Origin of the sequence: Streptomyces sp. NPDC006430, assembly GCF_040612395.1 — a bacterium.
In the GTDB taxonomy this organism is placed as follows: Bacteria; Actinomycetota; Actinomycetes; order Streptomycetales; family Streptomycetaceae; genus Streptomyces.
Window position 1 is genome coordinate 14,795 of sequence record NZ_JBEXQA010000001.1, and the last position, 19,735, is coordinate 34,529.

General features: G+C 71.4%; 21 protein-coding genes. 13 read left to right on the top strand and 8 right to left on the bottom strand.

Features of this window, described 5'->3' with window-relative positions; translation table 11 throughout:
- Window positions 1-205 precede the first annotated feature (205 nt).
- Window positions 206-826, bottom strand: coding sequence for a hypothetical protein (locus ABZZ20_RS00075; RefSeq protein ID WP_356865028.1), 621 nt, complete (start codon window positions 824-826; stop codon window positions 206-208).
- Between the two features lie 493 nt (window positions 827-1,319).
- Between ABZZ20_RS00075 and ABZZ20_RS00080 the strand changes: the two genes are divergently transcribed.
- Together ABZZ20_RS00080 and ABZZ20_RS00085 are read left to right on the top strand one after the other, a co-directional pair.
- On the top strand, window positions 1,320-2,855 hold the full coding sequence (locus ABZZ20_RS00080; RefSeq protein WP_356865030.1) for a glutamate-cysteine ligase family protein: 1,536 nt from the start codon (window positions 1,320-1,322) through the stop codon (window positions 2,853-2,855).
- A gap of 101 nt (window positions 2,856-2,956) precedes the next feature.
- Complete coding sequence (locus ABZZ20_RS00085) at window positions 2,957-3,754, top strand: type II CAAX endopeptidase family protein (protein ID WP_356865032.1); 798 nt, start codon at window positions 2,957-2,959, stop codon at window positions 3,752-3,754.
- Between the two features lie 35 nt (window positions 3,755-3,789).
- Here ABZZ20_RS00085 and ABZZ20_RS00090 read toward each other — a convergent pair whose 3' ends face one another.
- The gene (locus ABZZ20_RS00090; RefSeq protein WP_356865034.1) at window positions 3,790-4,608 is read right to left on the bottom strand and encodes a PhzF family phenazine biosynthesis isomerase; all 819 of its coding nucleotides are present in this window, start codon (window positions 4,606-4,608) and stop codon (window positions 3,790-3,792) included.
- 170 nt (window positions 4,609-4,778) lie between these two features.
- Here ABZZ20_RS00090 and ABZZ20_RS00095 point away from each other — a divergent pair, with 170 nt between their 5' ends.
- On the top strand, window positions 4,779-5,408 hold the full coding sequence (locus ABZZ20_RS00095; RefSeq protein WP_356865036.1) for a PadR family transcriptional regulator: 630 nt from the start codon (window positions 4,779-4,781) through the stop codon (window positions 5,406-5,408).
- Window positions 5,409-5,566: 158 nt separating this feature from the next.
- Here ABZZ20_RS00095 and ABZZ20_RS00100 read toward each other — a convergent pair whose 3' ends face one another.
- The gene (locus ABZZ20_RS00100; protein WP_356865037.1) at window positions 5,567-5,995 is read right to left on the bottom strand and encodes an SRPBCC family protein; all 429 of its coding nucleotides are present in this window, start codon (window positions 5,993-5,995) and stop codon (window positions 5,567-5,569) included.
- Window positions 5,996-6,166: 171 nt separating this feature from the next.
- Between ABZZ20_RS00100 and ABZZ20_RS00105 the strand changes: the two genes are divergently transcribed.
- Window positions 6,167-7,123: a DMT family transporter gene (locus ABZZ20_RS00105; RefSeq protein ID WP_356865039.1), complete on the top strand. Its 957-nt coding sequence runs from the start codon at window positions 6,167-6,169 to the stop codon at window positions 7,121-7,123.
- A 166-nt stretch (window positions 7,124-7,289) separates the two neighbouring features.
- A complete protein-coding gene (locus ABZZ20_RS00110) occupies window positions 7,290-8,288 on the top strand; it encodes an EamA family transporter (protein WP_356865041.1) in 999 nt (332 codons plus the stop codon).
- Here the strand turns inward: ABZZ20_RS00110 and ABZZ20_RS00115 are convergent.
- Complete coding sequence (locus ABZZ20_RS00115) at window positions 8,270-8,944, bottom strand: pyridoxamine 5'-phosphate oxidase family protein (protein WP_356866081.1); 675 nt, start codon at window positions 8,942-8,944, stop codon at window positions 8,270-8,272. The genes ABZZ20_RS00110 and ABZZ20_RS00115 overlap by 19 nt on opposite strands.
- A 64-nt stretch (window positions 8,945-9,008) precedes the next feature.
- Here ABZZ20_RS00115 and ABZZ20_RS00120 point away from each other — a divergent pair, with 64 nt between their 5' ends.
- Window positions 9,009-10,340: an aminotransferase class I/II-fold pyridoxal phosphate-dependent enzyme gene (locus ABZZ20_RS00120; RefSeq protein ID WP_356865043.1), complete on the top strand. Its 1,332-nt coding sequence runs from the start codon at window positions 9,009-9,011 to the stop codon at window positions 10,338-10,340.
- 173 nt (window positions 10,341-10,513) lie between these two features.
- Here the strand turns inward: ABZZ20_RS00120 and ABZZ20_RS00125 are convergent, their stop codons facing one another.
- Window positions 10,514-11,476 carry a DMT family transporter gene (locus ABZZ20_RS00125; RefSeq protein ID WP_356865045.1) on the bottom strand — a complete coding sequence of 321 codons (963 nt, stop codon included), beginning with the start codon at window positions 11,474-11,476 and terminating at the stop codon, window positions 10,514-10,516.
- 74 nt (window positions 11,477-11,550) lie between these two features.
- Here ABZZ20_RS00125 and ABZZ20_RS00130 point away from each other — a divergent pair, with 74 nt between their 5' ends.
- On the top strand, window positions 11,551-12,450 hold the full coding sequence (locus tag ABZZ20_RS00130; RefSeq protein ID WP_356865047.1) for a LysR substrate-binding domain-containing protein: 900 nt from the start codon (window positions 11,551-11,553) through the stop codon (window positions 12,448-12,450).
- 39 nt (window positions 12,451-12,489) lie between these two features.
- On the opposite strand, the gene ABZZ20_RS00135 is transcribed toward ABZZ20_RS00130, so the two are convergent.
- Entirely contained in the window at window positions 12,490-12,948 is a 459-nt protein-coding gene (locus ABZZ20_RS00135; RefSeq protein ID WP_356865049.1) for a pyridoxamine 5'-phosphate oxidase family protein, read from the bottom strand.
- Window positions 12,949-13,024: 76 nt separating this feature from the next.
- On the opposite strand from ABZZ20_RS00135, the gene ABZZ20_RS00140 reads away from it, so the two are divergent.
- The gene (locus ABZZ20_RS00140; RefSeq protein WP_356865051.1) at window positions 13,025-13,639 is read left to right on the top strand and encodes a cysteine hydrolase; all 615 of its coding nucleotides are present in this window, start codon (window positions 13,025-13,027) and stop codon (window positions 13,637-13,639) included.
- Between the two features lie 93 nt (window positions 13,640-13,732).
- On the opposite strand, the gene ABZZ20_RS00145 is transcribed toward ABZZ20_RS00140, so the two are convergent.
- Complete coding sequence (locus ABZZ20_RS00145; protein WP_356865053.1) at window positions 13,733-14,668, bottom strand: hexose kinase; 936 nt, start codon at window positions 14,666-14,668, stop codon at window positions 13,733-13,735.
- A gap of 89 nt (window positions 14,669-14,757) precedes the next feature.
- On the bottom strand, window positions 14,758-14,937 hold the full coding sequence (locus tag ABZZ20_RS00150; protein ID WP_356865055.1) for a hypothetical protein: 180 nt from the start codon (window positions 14,935-14,937) through the stop codon (window positions 14,758-14,760).
- A 245-nt stretch (window positions 14,938-15,182) separates the two neighbouring features.
- Here ABZZ20_RS00150 and ABZZ20_RS00155 point away from each other — a divergent pair, with 245 nt between their 5' ends.
- From ABZZ20_RS00155 to ABZZ20_RS00175, 5 genes are all read left to right on the top strand, one after another.
- The gene (locus tag ABZZ20_RS00155; protein ID WP_356865057.1) at window positions 15,183-16,265 is read left to right on the top strand and encodes a lysylphosphatidylglycerol synthase transmembrane domain-containing protein; all 1,083 of its coding nucleotides are present in this window, start codon (window positions 15,183-15,185) and stop codon (window positions 16,263-16,265) included.
- Window positions 16,266-16,358: 93 nt separating this feature from the next.
- Window positions 16,359-17,294, top strand: coding sequence for an ATP-binding cassette domain-containing protein (locus ABZZ20_RS00160; protein WP_356865059.1), 936 nt, complete (start codon window positions 16,359-16,361; stop codon window positions 17,292-17,294).
- Window positions 17,291-18,118, top strand: a complete 828-nt coding sequence (locus ABZZ20_RS00165; RefSeq protein WP_356865061.1) for an ABC transporter permease — start codon at window positions 17,291-17,293, stop codon at window positions 18,116-18,118. Before ABZZ20_RS00160 ends, ABZZ20_RS00165 begins: the two co-directional genes overlap by 4 nt.
- A gap of 344 nt (window positions 18,119-18,462) precedes the next feature.
- On the top strand, window positions 18,463-19,308 hold the full coding sequence (locus tag ABZZ20_RS00170; RefSeq protein ID WP_356865063.1) for a HipA family kinase: 846 nt from the start codon (window positions 18,463-18,465) through the stop codon (window positions 19,306-19,308).
- On the top strand, window positions 19,305-19,688 hold the full coding sequence (locus ABZZ20_RS00175; RefSeq protein WP_356865065.1) for a DUF3037 domain-containing protein: 384 nt from the start codon (window positions 19,305-19,307) through the stop codon (window positions 19,686-19,688). Before ABZZ20_RS00170 ends, ABZZ20_RS00175 begins: the two co-directional genes overlap by 4 nt.
- Window positions 19,689-19,735 lie beyond the last annotated feature (47 nt).

Sequence of the window (19,735 nt, forward strand, 5' to 3'; positions counted from 1 at the left end):
GGTCCGCAGGGATTTCCCGGCAGCTGTCCTCATAGATTGATGACGCATCACTCGTGCGGGCGGTTCAGCTCAACTCCCCTGTCATTTCGGGTGGTTCACGGGTGGTCCGAGTGGGCTAGGCCAAATGGGCCGGACGGGTCACGGGCTCGGAACGGGCCTGTTCAGCCCGTACTCGGCTCCTGCTCAGAACCTGCTCGGCCCCTGCTCAGGCGGCCGGCGCGGCCACCGAGGGCGGGAGCGGTGGGCTCGGCGGGGTGAGCCGATGGGTCATCACGGGCAGCAGTTCGGAAACGGGATGCGGCCGGTACGCGGCGATGCCGGGCGGGGCCGGCGCGAGGGGCACCAGCAGGTCCGCGGCCGCCGGCAGTCCGGCGGAGGCGTCCGCGCCGACGGCTCCGTGCAGCCAGAGCGTCAGCATGTACAACTCCGGTACGGAGAGCAGCCGCGGCTGGTAGTTCTTGCCGAGCGATTCCGCTTGGCGCAGGGCCCGTTCGGTGGCGGCTACGTAGGGCCCCTCGAAGAAGTGGGAGAAGACCCAGCCGTCCGGGGTGAGCCGGGTGTCCGCAGCGGCGACGTAGCGGTCACCGCTGCGGATCAGGAACCGCCACGCGGTCAGCCGGGTGCGGGGCGGGCGGCCCCCCGCCGCCAGCTCGGAGACGTTGAGCCGGTCGAGGACGTGGACCGGAAGCGGCAGTTCGGCGGTCATCGGACCCTGTAGCGCGCGCAGGGCCGGAGTGTGCGCCTCGTGGACGGCGGTGGGGGAACCGAGTGCCGCGAGGACGCTGCGCAGGGCGGGCGCGGGAGCCGGAGGGACATGCAGCGGCATGGTGGGTCGCCTCTCACTTGGGAGACCTGTGGAATGGGGCAGGTGCGGACGGCGCTGTCGCATTTTGGGGCCAGAGGGGGGCTGAGGGGCAATGGCCGCGCGCCAACTCTCTGCCTCGTTTGCGGAGTTTATACGACATGTGTTCGCGCAGTGTTTCGGCTAGCCGTCCCGGCTATTGCCGACAAGGCGTTTACCGGTCCCGCTGGCATGGCTTCCATGCCGGTGGTACGCGAACGTGTCGCCCTGACCTCGGAGGTTACCGGACAGGGGCTCGGCTGGAAAGCGTCAGCTATCCGGAACCGGCACAATCGATGCGGAATTTGCATACCGCGTCTTGCCAAGTGAATGTGCCATAGCGCCCTTCGGCCAAACCGGCGCGCGCTCCCCGCCATGCACGCCCCCTCGGCGTTATCGATCACGGCTCCGGGGCATCATCGACCGTACATGCGCGCCTGGATGCCGGGGCCAGGCTCACTCGAGGAGGGACGCTTCGATGGGGGAGAAGGTCGTGGCGGGCGGATTCGACCTGTCCGATCGGCAGCGATATCGGAGGAAGCTTCACGAGTGCTTGGAGGGGCTGGAGCGGCTTCTGGCGGAGAAGAGGTTCGATCGCCCGAAGAATATGATGGGGCTGGAGATCGAGCTGAATCTCGCGGGCGCCGACGGGCTGCCGAGGATGGTGAATGCCCAAGTTCTGGAACGGATTGCGAGCACCGATTTCCAGACCGAACTAGGAATGTTCAACCTGGAGGTGAACGTACTTCCGCACCGGCTCGGCGGCCGGGTATTCGACCAGCTCGCCGAGGAACTGAGTGCAGGCCTCGGGTACGCCCACCGGCAGGCCGCGGAGATCGACGCCGGGGTGGTGATGATCGGCATCCTGCCGACGATCACCCGCTCCGACCTGGTCGCCGCCAACCTCTCGGCGGTGGACCGCTACTCGCTCCTGAACGAGCAGATCCTGATGATGCGCGGTGAGGACTTCCTGCTCGACATCGACGGGGTCGAGCGGCTCACCTGGCACACGGGATCGATCGTTCCGGAGGCCGCCTGCACCTCCGTACAGCTGCACCTCCAGGTGACGCCGGGCCGGTTCGCCGACGTGTGGAACGCGGCGCAGGCGGTGACCGCCGTACAGATAGCCGTCGGCGCCAACTCGCCGTTCCTGTTCGGACGGGAACTGTGGCGCGAGTCGCGGCCACCGCTCTTCACGCAGGCCACCGATACCCGGCCGCCGGAGCTCCAGGCGCAGGGGGTACGGCCGCGGACCTGGTTCGGGGAGCGCTGGGTGGAATCGGCGTACGAGCTCTTCGCCGAGAACGTCCGCTACTTCCCCTCCCTGCTGCCGATCTGCGACGAGGAGGAGCCCCTGCGCGTGCTCGCCGAGGGCGGCGTCCCGAGCCTCCAGGAGCTCGTCCTGCACAACGGCACGGTCTACCGGTGGAACCGGCCCGTGTACGGGGTCGCCGACGGGGTGCCGCACCTGCGGGTGGAGAACCGCGTGCTGCCGGCCGGTCCGACCGTCGCCGACGTCGTCGCGAACGCCGCCTTCTACTACGGGCTCGTCCGCACCCTCGCCGACGAGCAGCGGCCGGTGTGGACCCGGCTGCCGTTCGCCGAGGCGGAGGCCAACTTCGACGCGGCCTGTCGGTACGGGATCGATGCGCGGCTGCGGTGGCCGCGCCGCGGCCGGGGCGGCACGCTGGCCAGCGTGCCCGCGGTACGGCTGGTGCTGGACGAGTTGCTGCCGATGGCGGCGGCGGGACTGGACGCCTGGGGCATCGAGCCCGCCGACCGGGACCACTACCTCGGCATCATCGAGGAGCGCTGCCAGCGGCGGGTCAACGGGGCGACCTGGCAGGTGGACACCTACCACCGGGCGCTCGCGGCCGGCATGGACCGGGACGCGGCGCTGGCGGCGATCACCCGGCGCTACAGCGAGCTGATGCACAAGGGCGATCCCGTGCACACCTGGCCGGTGGGGCTGGCGGAGGAGGAGGTGAGCGCCCCGGTGCCGGCCCGGCGCTGAGCCCGCCGCTCCGCCCGGGTTCCGAGTCCGGTGATCCCGTTCCTCCGCCGAAGAGGCAGTATGGGGTGAACGGAAACGGGACGGCGGGACGGGAGTCGGGCGTGCGGTTGGAGCCGGAGCCGGAGGTCAAGGCGTTGCGCGAGGGCGGGCGGGGGGTCCTGCGCACCGAGACGCTGCTCGTGCTGGCCCTGTCCTTGGGAGCGAGCGCCTTCTCGTCGCTGATCAGCTTCATCGGCTCGCTGACCAAGCCCGGCGGCCTCAAGGACCAGGCCGCCACGCTCAACGGTTCGTACGCCCCCGGCCGGCCCTGGCTGGACCTGGCCTGGCAGCTGTTCGGCATCGGCACCGCACTGGTGCCGGTGCTGCTGGTCGCCCACCTGCTGACCCGGGAGGGGGCGCCGGGGCTGCGGGTGCTCGGCTTCGACCGCACCCGGCCGGGTTGGGACCTGGGGCGCGGCGCCCTGGTCGCGGCCGGGATCGGGAGCGCGGGGCTGGCCTTCTATCTGGCGGCGCGGGCGAGCGGGTTCAACCTGACGGTGGTGCCGGAGGCGCTGCCGGACGTGTGGTGGAAGTTCCCCGTACTGATCCTCTCCGCGCTGCAGAACGCCGTGGTGGAAGAGGTCATCGTGCTGGCCTATCTGCTGCGCCGGCTCGATCAGCTGGGGTGGTCGCCGACGGCCGCGCTGCTGGCCAGCTCGGTGCTGCGCGGCTCGTACCACCTCTACCAGGGCATCGGCGGTTTCCTCGGCAACATGGTGATGGGTGTGGTCTTCGTCCTGGCCTACCGCCGCTGGGGGCGGGTGGGGCCGCTCGTCGTCGCCCACGCGCTGCTCGACATCGTGGCCTTCGGCGGGTACGCGCTGCTCGCAGGCAAGGTGGGTTGGCTGCCGACCCCATAGTTCCCGGTGCCGGGGGTCGAACTACCGGCCCGGGATCAGGGGCGCGCCAGGAGTTCGCCGTCGATGACCGTGACCGCCCTGCCGGTCAGGCGCGTGCGGTCGCCCACCAGCCGGACCGCGACGCGCCCCGTGCGGGCCCCGCCCTGGAGGCCGACGAGTTCGGTACGACCCAGCCGGGCGGCCCAGAACGGCGCGAGGGCGGTGTGAGCGCTTCCGGTGACCGGGTCCTCGTCGATCCCGAAGGCCGGGAAGAAGCCGCGTGAGACGAAGTCGTACCCGCGCGAGGGGTCTTCGGCGGCCGCGGTGACGATCACCCCGCGGCGGCCGTAGCCGCGCAGGGCGGCGATGTCCGGGGCGAGTTGGCGCACGGTCCGCTCGTCGGCCAGCTCGACGACCAGGTCGCCGATGTGCTCGGACGTGTCGTGAACGGACATGATCTGGGCCCCCAGTGCGCGCTGCACCTCGGCGTCGGCCTCCACCCGCGTCAGCGAGGACGTGGGGAAGTCCATGGTGATCGCGCCGTCCTCGGCGCTGTCGGTCGTGAGGATGCCGCACCGCGCGGAGAACCGGATCGGCCCTTTCGCGAGGCCGGTCGTCGCGATCACGTGCGCGGTGGCGAGCGTGGCGTGGCCGCACATGTCGACCTCGGTGGACGGGGTGAACCAGCGCAGCGCCCAGTCGGCGTCCCTGCCGGGCGGCAGCGGCCGGGCGAAGGCGGTCTCGGAGAGGTTGACCTCGGCGGCGACCTGCTGGAGCCAAGGGTCCGGGGGGAACTCCCCGTCGAAGAGCAGGACCCCGGCGGGGTTGCCGCTGAAGGGGCGGTCGGTGAAGGCGTCGACGATTCGGAGGCGCATGTCCCGACGATACGGCGGATCCTCGGTCCTCGACACAGGGAAACGACCTGGTCAAAGGCGTGTTCGTTAAGAGTTTCCGATATATCGTTGATGCATCGCGATGGGTCAACGATAGTTGAGGTATCGCACGAGCGATAACGAGATCACCGAAAGACGAAAGGAGCGCAGTCATGCGTTCACACGGACAGCACGGACAGCACGGACACGACCACGGGCACGAGCACGGCCGGGGCCACGGCCACTGCGGGCCCGATCGTCGGGAGGAGTTCAAGGGGCGTCGTGCCGCCTTCGGCCCGTTCGGACCGCCTTTCGGCGGCGGCCCCTTCGGCGGGCGCGGGGGGCGCGGGGGACCGCGTGGACGGGCCCGGCGGGGAGACGTGCGCGCCTCGATCCTGGCGCTGCTCAAGGACCGCCCGATGCACGGCTACGAGATGATCCAGGAGATCGGCGAGCGTAGCGGCGGGGCCTGGAAGCCCAGCCCGGGCTCGGTCTACCCGACCCTTCAGCTGCTGGAGGACGAAGGGCTCATCACCAGCGAGAGCGAGGGCGGCAAGAAACTGTTCACGCTCACCGATGCCGGCCGTATCGAGGCCGAGTCGGGCCCGGAAGCCCCCTGGGCCGACGCCGGGCGCGGGTTCGACTTCGAGGCCATGCACGAGGTGCGTACGGCCGGTGTCGGCCTGATGGAGGCCTTCGGGCAGGTCTTCAAGACCGGCTCGCCGGAACAGCGCGAGAAGGCGCTCGCGGTCATCAACGACGCCCGCAAGAAGCTCTACCTGATCCTGGCCGACGAACACTGACTCTGATCGGCGGTCGCACGGGCGCGCCCCGCGGGTCCTCTTGCAGGGCGCGCCATCGTGCGTACGGAGGTGCTCGGGCCCGCGCTCGGGCCCGCGCTCGGGCCCGCGCTCGGGCTCATGCTCGGGCCCGCGTTCGGGCCCGCGTCCGGGGGAGAAGGTCAGGCGACCAGGCCGGCGAGCTTGCGGAGCGACTCGTTCAGGGCGGCCGTGGCGGAATCCTTGAGCTTGCCCGCCATCAGGGAGACGGCCGCACCGGTGAACTCCCCGTGGATGCGGACCGTGGTGGCCCCGCCGTCCGGGATCAGGGTGTAGCGGGTGAGGACCGCGACTCCCATCGGCCCCTTGCCCGTGATGGCGAAGAGGCGTTCCTCCTCCAGCTCGGACACGGTCCACAGGACCTCTGCCGGGAAGCCCATCATCTTCATGTTCTCCTCGAAGGTGGCGCCGACCGCGAGGGTCTCGGGGCCGCCCTTGGGGAAGCTGGTGTGCGTCATGCTCCACTGGCCGTACGCCGCCCAGTCGGTCAGTTGGGCCCAGAGCTTCGCGGCGGGCGCCTCGATGCGTGATTCCGCGGTGACTTCAGCCATGCGACCGGCCCTCCTCGTCGGGTACGTGCGGCGGAACGTAGCCGCGGCGGCCGGAACATTCAATACTGACGACCTGTCAGAAATGACTACCCCGGTCACGGTGGGTGTCGGATGCATCTCAACAGGTGTCACACGCGTGACGGTCCTGACCTGCCCTGCCATGATGGCCCGATGCAAGCGTCAGGGAGAAACGCCGGACTGGGCCTCGCGCTCGTCTCGGCGTTCGCGTTCGGTGGTTCGGGTGTGGCGGCGAAGCCGCTGATCGAGGCGGGTCTGGACCCGCTGCACATGGTCTGGCTCAGGGTGGCCGGGGCGGCGCTGGTGCTGTCCCCGCTGGCCTGGCGGCACCGCGATCTGCTGCTGCGCAAACCCCTGCTGCTCGCCGGCTTCGGACTCGTCGCCGTCGCGGGCGTCCAGGCCTTCTACTTCGCCTCCCTGTCCCGGATCCCCGTCGGCGTGGCCCTGTTGCTGGAGTACCTCGGTCCGGCGCTACTGCTCGGCTGGATCCGCTTCGTGCAGCGCAAGCCGGTGACCCGGGCCGCCGCGGCCGGCGCCGCGGTGGCCGTCGTGGGGCTGGCCTGCGTGGTCGAGATCTGGTCCGGGCTGAGCCTGGACCTGCTCGGGGTACTGCTCGGTCTTGCCGCGGCCTGTTGCCAGGCCTTCTACTTCGTCTTCGCGGACCAGGGTGCCGACGGTGACGACGTGCCCGACCCGCTCGGTGTGATCGCGTACGGGATGCTCGTCGGCGCGCTGGTGATGACGGTGATCGCCCGCCCGTGGGAGATCGACTGGCAGGTGCTGGGCGGGCAGGCGGCGATGGGGGACCTTTCGGTGCCCGCGTGGGTGCTGCTCGGCTGGGTGGTGCTGATCGCGACCGTCTTCGCGTACCTGACCGGCGTGGTCTCGGTGCGCAAGCTCTCGCCCCAGGTAGCGGGCGTCGTGGCCTGTCTGGAGGCGGTCGTGGCCACCGTCTTCGCCTGGATCCTGCTGGGCGAGCACCTCTCGACCCCGCAGACCGTCGGCGGCGCGCTGGTGCTGGGCGGAGCCTTCATCGCACAGTCCTCGCGGCCCACCCCGCCGGGGGCGGCGGATCCGGCCGTGCTGGACCGCGAGACGACGGCGGCCTAGAGTGCCGATCATGCATTCGACCGTGCTTCCGCCGCCCGCCGCCTAGCCGCGGGCAGACGCTCAACCGTACGAGGACCCGGCCCGGGGAGTTCCCGGGCGGGTTCGTGCTGCCCGCGAAGCGATGACCTCCTTCTTCTCATCCTTCACGCATGCGCGGAGCACACACGTGTCGAACCATTCGCCCGCTGCCGGGCGCAGTTTGCTGTACCTCGTCGTCGCCGGCGCCGCCTGGGGCACTGCCGGGGCGGCCGCCTCCCTCCTCTTCCTCGCCAGTGACCTCGGTCCGCTCGCCCTGTCGTTCTGGCGGTGCGCCGGCGGGCTGGCGGTGCTGCTCGGGGTGCTCGCCGTACGCAGGCCCCGGGTGCCGGCGTCGGCGCGTCCGTCGACCGGTCCGTCAGTACGGCCTTCTGCTCGACCGTCGGTCCGGTCGCTCGTCGGGACCGGGCTGATGTTCACGCTCTTCCAGTCCGCTTACTTCGGCGCCGTGCGCGAGACCGGCCTCGCGGTCGGCACGGTGGTCACCCTCGGCGCCGGGCCGGTACTGATCGCGGTCGGAGCGCGGTACTGGATGGGCGAGCGGCTCGGCCGGGGCGGAACGGTCGCCGTCGCCGGCGCGCTCGCCGGGCTGGCCGTGCTCGTCCTGGGCGGCGGGGGCGCCGAGGTGCGGCCGCTCGGCGTCGGCTGGGCGCTGCTGTCGGCCGCAGGCTACGCGGGGATGACCCTGCGGGCCCGCTGGCTCGGGCAGCGCGGGGCGGGCGGGGATCCGCTGGTCACCACCGCCTGGTCGGTCGGGGTGGGCACGGTGTGCCTGCTACCGCTCGCTGCCCTGGAGGGGCTGCTGCCGCATACCGCCGAACTCGGGCGGGTGCTCTGGCTGCTGGTGTACGTCGCCACGGTGCCGACGGCTCTGGCGTACGCGTTGTACTTCACCGGCGCTGCCGCGGTGCGCGCGGCGACGGTGTCCGTGATCATGCTGATCGAGCCGGTCAGCGCGGCGGTGATCGCGGTGCTGGTACTCGGCGAGCGGCTGACCGGCGCCGTGGTGCTGGGGACCGTACTGCTGTTGACCGCCGTGGGGGCGCTGATCGCGGCCGAGGCGCGGCGGCCGGCGGCCGGGCCCGAGGTCGGGCCCGCCGCCGTGCGGGTTCAGAGCGCCGCGAGGTAGTCCGGCGCGGCGATCCCGTCGGCCAGGTCGTCGGCCGGGACCGGGGTCCCGTGCACCGTCGCGACCGGTACCACGCCCGACCAGAAGGGCAGGTCCAGGTCCTCGGGTTCGTCGTTGGGGCCGCCGGTGCGCAGCTTCGCCGACACCTCGGTCAGGTCCAGACGGATCACCGCGGTGGCGGCGAGCTCCTTGGCGTTGGCGGGCCGGGAGTCGGCCGAGCGGCCCGGGACCACGTGGTCGACGAGGGCGTCCAGTGCCGTCCGGCGTTCGTCCTCGTCGGTCACCTGGTAAGCCGTGCCGTGTACGACCACCGAGCGGTAGTTGATCGAGTGGTGGAAGGCCGAGCGGGCCAGCACCAGGCCGTCCACGTGCGTCACGGTCAGGCAGACCGGCAGCCCCGGGTCGGCCTGGCCGACGGCGAGCAGCGGGCGGGAGCCGGTCGAGCCGTGGACGTAGAGGGTCTCGCCGACCCGGCCGTAGAGGGTCGGCAGGACCACCGGGGCACCGTCGCGGACGAAGCCGAGGTGGCAGACGTAGCCCTGGTCGAGTATCGAGTGGACCGTCTCGCGGTCGTAGCGCGCCCGTTCGCGGGAACGGCTCGGGACGGTGCGGTCGGTGGGCTCGTAGGCACCGGCCGGCTCGTTCGTCCCGTGCATCTCTTGCGTCTCGGTCGTGGCGGTCATGAGGCGCGCTCCGTTGTACTAGTGCATACTTGTCTTTGTGCTAGGAGAGTATCGGATCGCAGGGCGTCGCGCAGCGGATATCGCAGCCAGTGTCGAAGCGGGCGTCGCAACGGGCGCGCTCGCACCAGGAGCGTTGTTGCCGCCGATGCGGGAGCTGGCGGGCGTGCTGGGGGTGAACCCGAACACCGTGGCCGCCGCGTACCGGACCCTGCGCGAGCGCGGGGTCATCGAGACCGACGGGCGGCGCGGCAGCCGGGTACGGGGCCGCCCGGCGAGCGCGCCGCGGGACGAGTTGCGCATGGCGTTGCCGCCCGGGGCGCGGGACGTGGCGTCGGGGAATCCGGACGTGCGATTGCTCCCCGGGCTGGAGGGGGCTCTGGCGCAGGCCGCGCGCCGGTACGCGCAAGCGCCGACGCTCTACGGCGACGACCCGGTGGTGCCGGACCTGGCGCGGCTGGCCCGCGCCGGCTTCGACGCGGACGGGGTGCCGGCAGGACCGGTGGCGGTGACCTCGGGCGCGCTGGACGGGGTCGAGCGGGTACTGGCCGCCCATCTGCGGCCCGGGGACGCGGTGGCGGTCGAGGACCCGGGGTGGGGCAGCGTGCTGGACCTGGCGGCGGCGCTGGGCCTGCGGGTGGTACCGGTGGAGGTGGACGACGACGGGCCGGTCGTCCCGTCGGTGGAGCGGGTGTTGGCGCAGGGCGTGCGGGCGCTGCTGGTGACGGCGCGTGCGCAGAACCCGACGGGGGCCGCGGTGAGCGCGCGAAGAGCAGTGGAGCTGCGCGGCCTGCTGGCCCGGCATCCGGAGGTGCTGGTGGTCGACGACGACCACGGACACGCCATCGTCGACCTGCCGCTGCACTCGCTCGGCGGGGTGACCCGCCACTGGGCGCTGGTGCGGTCCACGGCGAAGGCGTACGGGCCGGACCTGCGGCTCGCGGTGCTGACCGGAGACCCCGTGACGCTGGACCGGGTGCGGGGACGGCAGCGGCTGGGACCGGGGTGGGTGAGCCGGCTGCTCCAGTACGCGGTGGTCGAGCTGTGGACCTCGGGGGCGGTGGACGCTGCGGCGGTCGCGCGGTCCTACGGGGAGCGGCGGGACGGGCTGGTCGCGGCGCTGAGGGAGCGGGGCGTTCGGGCGTACGGACGGAGCGGGATGAACGTGTGGGTGCCGGTGGCCGATGAGACCGGGGCGGTGACGAGGCTGCTGTCGGCGGGGTGGGCGGTGGCCCCGGGCAGCCGGTACCGGGTGGAGTCGGGTCCCGGCGTGCGGGTGACCGTGTCCGGTCTGCAGCCGGGGGATGTGTCGGGCCTCGCCGATGCGCTGGCCGCGGCCGTACGTCCGGCGACGGGCGGTCGCTTCGACTGACGGTGCCCCGCACATCCGTGCGGGGCGGGGCGGCTCAGCGGCCGAGCCGTTCCCCGAGCCGCATCGGGTCGGGGAGCGACTCGCTCGGGCCGACGGAGCGCGGGGGCGCCGACGTCATCCGTTGCCCCGGGCGGCGCGTTGATCGCCGGGCCCGATCGACGGGCCGACCGTGCTCACGCGGGTCGCGCGGGCTTCGCCCCGGGGCGGGTTTGGGTCAGGGCCGCGCCGGCCAGTACGACGGCCGCGCCCACCGGGGTGTTCCAGTGGAGCTGCTCGCCGAGGATCAGGACGCCCGCCGTGGTGGCGACGACCGGGATGAAATAGGTGACCATCTGGGCCGTGGTGGGCCCGACCTCGCCCACCAACCCGTACTGCATCTGGAGGGCCATGCCCGTCCCGAGGGCGCCGAGGGCGATCACCGACAGGGTCGGCCAGAGCGGGAACGCGCCGGGTGCCGTGGTGAACACGGCGCTGACCAGGAGCAGTTGGAACGTGGACAGCAGCAGCTGGGCGCCGGTCAGGGCCACCGGGGACCCCGGGGTGGACGCGAGGGTGCGCCGGACGTAGATCCAGCCGATGGGGTAGCACAGCGAGGCCAGCAGGGCGAGCGCGGTGCCCTTGGCGTCGATGCCCGAGAAGCCCTGCCAGGCGCCGAGGACGGTCAGTACGCCGAGGAAGCCCAGGCCCAGGCCCGCGAAGCGACGGCGGGTCGGGCGGTCCTCCGACAGGGCCACCATCGACAGCGCCATGCCCCACAGCGGCGAGGTGGCGTTGCAGATGCCGGCCAGGCTGGACGGGATGCTGAGCTCGGCGTAGGAGAAGAGCGAGAACGGGGCGGTGTTGAGCAGGAGCGCCGCCACGGTGAGGTGGGCCCAGGTGTGGCGGCCCCGGGGGAGCGCCTCGCGGCGGACCAGGAGCACCGCGAGCAGGGCCAGCGCACCGAACAGCACCCGGCCGAAGGCCACCTGGAAGGGCGCGTACGCCTGAGTGCCCACCTTGATCAGGAGGAAACTGAAGCCCCAGACCACCGAGAGGATCGCGAACCGGATCCGCCAGTTCACGCGGGTGGTCCCGGTGGTCCGGGTGGCGGTGGCCGGCGATGGGAGGGTGGGGCGAGGGGTGGTGGGTGCGCTCATGAAGAGAACTCTGCACCGCTCAACTAAGTAGGACAAGCGAGACTTCTTGTGGATGACGGCGTAGCATCACTTACATGTTGAATCTGGAGCGCCTGCGCACCCTCGACGCCCTCGCCCGTCACGGTTCGGTCAGCGGCGCGGCCGACGGGCTCCACGTCACCACCTCCGCGGTGTCCCAGCAGATGGCCAAGCTGGAGCGCGAGGTCGGCCAGCCCCTGCTGGCCAAGAACGGACGCGGCGTGCGGCTCACGGACGCGGGTCGGCTGCTCGCCGATCACGCGGCCCGGATCATCTCCCAGGTGGAGCTCGCCCAGGCCGATGTGGAGGCCCAGCGGGGTTGCGCCGTGGGCGAGTTGCGGATCGGCGCCTTCCCCACCGCGATGCGCGGACTGCTGCCCCAGACCCTCACCGCGCTGCGCGCCGGACACCCCGAACTGCGCCCGCTGGTGCGCGAGCAGGAGCCCGAGGAGAGCATGGCCGCGGTCGTCCGCGGGGACCTCGACCTCGCCCTGGCCATCGACTGGCACAACAAGCGGATGCCGGTCCCCGTCGAGCTCACGCGGGCTCATCTGCTCGACGACTCCTGTGACATCGCGGTGCCCGCCGACCACCGGCTGGCGGCGCGCGACCGGATCTCCCTCGCCGAGTTCGCCGACGAGGACTGGATCTCCTGGAACGAGGGCCAGTTCTGCCACGAGTGGCTCGTGTACACCCTGCGCGGCACCGGCATCGAGCCGCGCATCGCGCACATCGCCGAGGAGCACCACACCCAGCTGGCCTTCGTGGAGGCCGGGCTCGGGGTGTGCGTGACGCCCCGGCTCGGGCGCGGCCCGGTGCCGCCCGGAGTCCGGCTGCTGCCGGTGAGCGACGCCGTCCGGCGCCACGTGTACGTCGTGTGGCGGGCGGACGCCGATCGGCGGCCCTCGATCCGGGCCGCCGTCACCGCACTCCAGGAAGTCGCCGCTGCGCGGTGAGGCCCGCGGCCCGCTCGACGACCTCCCGGGGCGATACACCTAGAGCTTGCGGAAGTCCCAGGAGACGATCGACTCCGGGGTGAGGCGGATCCAGGCGTGGCGTCCGTCGTGCGGCATCTCCTCGATCCCGAAGTTCTTGGTCGGGAAGAGTCGTTCCGGCACGGCGAGCTCCGGGCAGGGTTCGCCCGTGCGCGGGGCCTCGCCCACGAACACGGCGCTGCCGCAGAGTTCGACCCCGCGCAGGTCGTCGTACGTCTCGCCCGCGTCCACGACGACCGAGACCCGCGGGTCGCCGCGCAGGTCGGACCAGCGGCGGCTGCGCGTGATCGAGTACAGCCACAGGGAAGTGCCGTCCCAGGCGAACCACAGGGCGCCCACGTGCGGGCGGCCGTCCCGGGAAACCGTCGCCACCCGGCAGGTGCGCTGTTCGCGCAGGAACGCGTCCACTTCCTCGTCGGTCATCATGATGCGGCGGCCCCGCCGCTGTGCGCCGTCCATCCGTCCCGCACCCCTTCACATCTGACTGTGTGTCAGGAAGCATGGGGGATCGATGGTCGTCACGCCAGGGGGAGCCATGCCGGAACTCGATCCCGCCACCACCGCGCTGCTCACCGTCGAGTGCCAGAGGGGTGTCGTCGGCGAGGAGAGCGCCCTGCCCGAGCTGGCGAAGGAGGCGCGGGACTCGGGGATGCTGGGGCGGGTGGCCGCGCTGGTCGATGCCGCGCACGGCGCCGGCGTACAGGTGCTGCACGCGGTCGCCGAACGGCGTCCGGACGGGCGCGGCGCCAATGCCAACGCGCGGCTGTTCCGGGCCGCGGGGAAGTTGCCCGTACGGCAGCTGTCCGGGAGTCGGGCGGTCGAGGTGGCGGCCCCCATCGAGGTCGCCGAGCACGACCTGGTGGTCCGTCGACTGCACGGGCTCTCGCCCCTCGCCGGCACCGACGTGGACCCCCTGCTGCGCAACCTCGGCATCCGCACCCTCGTCGTCGTGGGGGTCTCCTCGAACATCGCGATCCCGAACGCGGTCTTCGACGCCGTGAACCTCGGGTACCGCGTCGTGGTGCCCGGCGACGCCGTCGCGGGAGTGCCCGCCGCCTACACGGCCGAGGTGATCCGCAACTCCCTCGCGCTGGTCGCCACCATCACCACGGCCGGAGCCCTGCTCGAACAGTGGGCCCCCGCGCGCTGACCCCCGTAACCTGGGCGGGTCCGAAGTGATCGCGACCCGCTATGTCACACGGTCGAATTGCCGTATCGCGGGGCAGGGTCGAAGGCCCCGGCGTCATGCATCGGTCCGGAACCTGGTCCGCACCTGGGAGCGCAGGGACAGGGCCACGTCCCGGTCGAAGGACTCGGTGCTGGGGGTGAGCATCGCTGCGGCAGCCACGGCCACCCCCAGCGCGCAGGCGCTGACGGGATCCTCTCCGGCGGCCAGGCGTGTGGTGAGGGCGGCGACCATGCCGTCTCCCGCCCCGGCATCGCTCAGCGGCTCGTCGGGCAGCGGCGGCGCGTAGATCTCGGTGTGGCCGTGGCCGGTCGAGCACACCGCGCCCAACTCTCCGAGGGTGGTGACGGCGATCTCGGCGGCCCCTGTGGTGAGCAGGTGCTCGTTGATGGCTCGGGCGTCGTCGAAGCTACGGACGGGCTGGCCGGTCAGGCTCTCGGCCTCTGTCCGGTTGCACCTGAAGAGGAACACGCCCTCCGCGAGTGCTTCGCGAAGCGCCGGCCCGGAGGTGTCCAGGACCAGTCGGGATCCGGCCTTCTTGATACGGCGGGCGACGGCCGCGTAGAAGTCCTCGGGCAAGCCGCCGGGCAGGCTGCCGCTGGCCACGACGTACGGGCAACTCCCGACGGCCCGCTCCAGCGCGTCCAGGGCCCTCAGCCCCTCGTGGTCGTGCAGTTGCGGGCCGGGTGGCACGATGTGGTAGCTGCGGTGCGATTCGGCCTCGAACAGCACGAGTGCTTCGCGGGTTTCCTCGTCGATCCCGACGGCGACGTGGTCGATGCCCTCTTCGTCCAGCAGCCGGTTCAGGCGCAGGCCGACCTCGCCTCCGGCGGTGTGGACGGCGGTGGCCCGTCCTCCGAGCCGCACGACATGACGGGCGACGTTGATCCCTCCGCCCCCCGCGGCCACCGACCTGACCCGGGCACGGTTCTTGCCGATGCCCTCCAGGTGACCGACCTCCCAGCAGAGATCGACCGCGGGATTCATCGTCAAGGTGAGAATCGACGGCCTGGCCGCATCCCCCGATACCCCTGCACCGTCGCTAGTCCTGGCTGTGGTGGGGCCCGGCGTCGCGGCCGTGCTCATCGCCGTGCCCCGGTGGTCGCGCTGACTCCTGCCCGGCGCACCGCCTGCCGGGCGCAGCCCCGCTCGTGGCGGTTCGAGGAGCTCGGGGCCTGTTCCCACACGCTGCGGTCGATGCCGATGCCGATGCCGATGCCGATGCCGATTCCACCGGTCCGGCGTCGTGCGGGAAGCGTCATCGCACTCACCTCCGTGGACAGCGACACGTCCGACCCGACTTCCATACTGAAACAGCCTGATGCCACCTGCATGCCGGCTCACGGCTGGGCCTGTTCCGCGGCACGTGGATCTACGAGGAGCATCTTCTACCCGGGGCTGCCGACAGCCACCGACACGGACCGAGCACCGGTACGGTCCGGCAGGTGTTCGGCCCGCCTCGGCGACTTACCGTGCTGGTGGCGAACCTGACCGTAACGTGGCCTGCATGGCGGATGACACGGGCAGACCGGACGGTGCCGGCAATCCGGTGTCCCGTCTGCTGTCCGTGCGGGCCCGGCACCCGTTGTGGTGGCTGGTGTCGGCAGTCTTCGTGTCAGCCGCTGCGGTCGCTGCCGTGAACCGGCGCCACGACATCGCTTCGGCCCTGCGTCTGATGGGGGCGGTCCGGCCGGGTTGGCTGGGACTGGCGGCCCTCCTCGAAGCGCTGTCCCTGGTCTGCATGGCGGCGATACAGGGGCGGCTGCTGAGGATGGGCGGGGCCCGCCTGAGAGTTCGTCTGGTGGGCGTTATGGTCGTGGCAGCCAACGCAGTGGCCGGGGCGTTTCCCGGTGGCGCGGCATTCGCCGCCGCCTGGTTGTTCGGACAGTTGCGGCGCCGTCAGGTCTCGGCGGTGCTCGCAGGGTCCGTCCTCGCAGTCTCCGGACTGATGTCCGGTCTCGCACTGTTCTTGATGCTGGTGGTCGGTGTTCTGGCCAGCACAGGAGCGGGGCCTGCCGCCGGCCTGCGCTCTGCCGTGCTCTGGCTGGCGGCGGCCCTCGTTCTCGTCACCGCAGGAACGGTCGCCTTGTCACGGATTCCTCCCGTGCGGCGCCGGGCCTGGCGGGCATGGCGGCGGATCGGGGTCCGCACTCCCCGCATGTGGAACATCGAGGACGGGCTGTCCCACCTCGTCCGCCACGTGAGAGCAAACCAGCCCGGCGTGCGCCCGTGGCTGAGGCCGTTCGCCCTCGCCGTCTCCAACTGGCTTCTCGACGCAGCCTGCCTCGTCGCCTGCGCGTGGGGACTGGGTATCACTCTGCCCTGGCCGGGGACACTGATCGCCTACACCCTCACCCAGATGACGGGAGCCCTGCGGCTCACGCCCGGCAGCCTCGGAGTCGTCGAAACCAGCCTCACCGCGCTCCTGGTCTTCTACGGGCTGCACACCGATCAGGCCATCGCGCTGACGCTCCTGTACCGGATCGCGAGCTACTGGGTGCTGCAGCCGGTCGGCTGGGCGAGCTGGCTCGGCCTCACGATCGTCTCACGCCGCCAGACGCACACCCTGCGTAAGGGGCCGGAGACGTGACGCGGGCCGTCCCGGTCTTATGCGGTGGGCACCTTCCGGCCGCGGGGCGAGAATGGAGGGGACAGGTTCTCTGCTACGCCAGAAGGTGGGCCGGTGGGCCAGGCGGCGATCAGCGTGACCGGTCTGAGCAAGAGGTTCGGGACGGTGACGGCACTGGAGTCGGTGGACTTCGATGTCCGGCCCGGTACCGTCTTCGGCCTCCTGGGACCCAACGGCGCGGGCAAGAGCACCGCGATCCGGATCCTGACGACGATCGTGCCCCCCAGCGCAGGCCATGCCGAAGTCCTCGGGCACGACGTGGTCCGCGAGGCGGCGGCCGTGCGGGGCGTGATCGGGCTTGCCGGACAGTACGCGGCGGTGGACAAGAACCTCACCGGCCGGGAGAACCTGCGCATGATCGGACGACTCACCCACCTGCGGCATTCCCGGATCCGCGCACGGGCAGCCGAACTGCTGGAACGCTTCGACCTCACCAACGCCGGCGACCGACCCGTGCGGACTTACTCCGGCGGTATGCGAAGACGTCTGGACGTCGCAGCCGCGCTCGTCCCCGACCCACCCGTCCTCTTCCTCGACGAGCCCACCACCGGCCTCGACCCCCACAGCCGCAACGCCCTGTGGGACATGATCCGCCAGCTCGTCGACGACGGCACGACCGTCCTGCTGACCACTCAGTACCTTGAGGAAGCCGACCGCCTCGCGCAACGGGTCGTCGTCATCGACCACGGACGGGTGATCGCCGACGACACCCCCGCTCTCCTCAAAGCGCGCCTGGGCAGCACCGTCATCGAGTTCGACATGGGGGAAGCCGCGCGCGCCCTGTCGGCGTGCGCACTACTACGGCAACACTGCACCGAGTCACCCCGCACCGACGGACCCCGGCTCCGCCTGACCTCACCCGACGGGTCCCGCCAACTGCTGGACGTGCTCCGACTGCTCGAAGCGCACGGCCTGGTTCCCCGTACCGTCTCCGTACGGGAAGCCAGCCTCGACGATGTGTTCCTCCAGCTGACCGGCGACCAGCCATGACCCGTTCCGGCACCGTCCTCGCGCAGCGCCCCGCACCGCTCGTCCGGCCCGGGACGCGACTCGCGCGGACCGTCCAGGACGGGCTGACCGTCGCATGGCGGAATCTGATCGCCCTGCGACGCGTACCGCGACTGCTGGTGTTCTCGACCATCCAGCCGCTGGTCTTCGTCCTGATGTTCCGGTACGTGTTCGGCGGCGTCGTCGCCCCGTCCCTCCACGGGGTCAGCTACGTCGACTTCCTGATCCCCGGGATCTTCGTGCAAACGGCGGTCTTCGGGGCGATGAACACGGCGATCGGCCTGGCCACCGACATGCAGACCGGCCTGATGGAGCGATTCCGGTCGCTGCCGATGGCCCGGTCCGCAGTGCTCGTGGGGCGAACCACCGCAGACCTCTTGCGCAACGTCTTCGTGGTCTCGCTGATGACCGGGGTGGGGTTCGCCATCGGGTTCCGCATCCACGCGGGTGTGCCGGCGCTGCTGGGCGGAATTCTGCTGGTGCTCGCTTTCGGCTTCGCGATGTCCTGGATCTTCGCGGTCGTCGGCATGGCGGTGGGCGACCCGGAAACCGCTCAGGCTGCCGCGTTCCCGGTACTGGCGCCCCTGGTCTTCGCCTCCGCGGCGTTCGTCCCCGTCAGCACCATGCCCGGATGGCTACAGACGTTCGCACGACACCAGCCGGTGTCACAGACAGCCGAAGCCGTCCGGGTCCTGGTCCTCGGCGGACCGGCCGCACATGACGTCTGGCAGGCGCTCGTCTGGGACGCGGCCATTGTCCTGGTGTTCGCACCGCTGGGCGTCTGGCTCTACCGCAGGGCGGTGTGAGACCTGGCAGGCGAGGAGCCGCGGGATCACCCGGGCGCGCGGGCGGCAACCGCACCCGCCGAGCGCAGCAGCCGCCTGATCGCCGAGATCCGGTGAGGATCGCGCCCCGCTGGTGAGTCGAGTTCCGTTGTACCCGGCGCCGTCGAACTCGGTGGAATCTCAAGAGGGCGTAACGATCATGGCGCCTGCTCTGGCGGTGGGAGCCCCCGATACTCGGTGGGGAGCGGGACACTGACTGGAACTTCCCAGATTCTCCCCAGGGCCCAAGGCTGCCAGGCCGGAGGGACATGCAGGAGGAGACGTCCTTTTGATTGCAAGGCGTAATGAATGGATACCCTGGGAAAATGCTTACAGAAGTGACAGCGACACGCTATGTCACGCCCCTGCGTGAGGGCGGCTCGCTGCCGGGGATCGTCGAGGCCGACGACCTCGGTACCTACGTCATGAAATTCACCGGAGCCGGCCAGGGGCGCAAGACCCTGGTCGCCGAAGTCGTCTGCGGCCGGCTGGCCCAGCGGCTGGGCCTGCGGGTCCCGCGGCTGGTACAGATGCAACTCGACCCCGTGATCGGGCTCGGCGAGCCCGACCAAGAGGTCCAGGAGCTACTGAAGGCCAGCGGCGGACTCAACCTCGGAATGGACTACCTGCCCGGGTCGATCGGCTTCGATCCGCTCGCCTATCAGGTGGACCCTGCCGAGGCCGGGCGGGTGGTCTGGTTCGATGCCTTGATCAACAACGTCGACCGGTCCTGGCGCAACCCGAACATGCTGGTCTGGCACGGAGAACTCTGGCTCATCGACCACGGCGCCACCATGATCTGGCACCACAACTGGCCCACCGCCGGCAGTGCCGCGGCCAAGCCGTACAACGCCTCCGACCACGTCCTGGCCCCGGTCGGCCCAGACGTCGAGGCCGCCGCCGCCGCGCTCGCGCCCCTGGTGACCCGGGAACTGCTGGACGAGGTCATCGCCGACGTTCCCGACGAGTGGCTGGTCGACGAGCCCGGCTTCGACTCCACCGACGCGGTGCGCCGCGCCTACGTGGAGGTCCTGCTACCGCGCGCGGCGACGATCCACGAGATGATCTCGATGGTGCCCGAGGTGAAGGCTCCCTCGAAGCCGCCCGGCTGGCTGACCGAGCACCTGACCGAATGGCCCCACAAGACCAAGAAGAAGAGCGGCAGCGAGTGACCAAGCGGGACGTGTTCGAGTACGCGCTGGTGCGCGTGGTGCCGCGGATGGAGCGCGGCGAGTGCTTCAACGCCGGCGTGATCGTCTACTGCCGGGCGCGCTCGTACGTGGCCGCGCGCACCCACCTGGACGAGGCCAAGCTCCGCGTCCTGGACCCCGAGGCCGATGTGGCCGGCGTCCGGGCCGCCCTGCGCGGGGTCGAGGGCGTGTGCACCGGCGGCGAGTGGGCCGGCCAGGCGGCGGGCGACGACGCGGGCCGCCGGTTCCGCTGGCTGATCGCGCCGCGCAGCACGGTGGTGCAGCCCGGGCCGGTGCACACGGGGCTGACGACCGACCCGGAGGCCGAGGTGGAACGGCTGCTCGACCTGCTGGTTCGCTGACCAGCAGGACGATCTCGGACGGTGGTCGATACCGGCGATCCGTACGA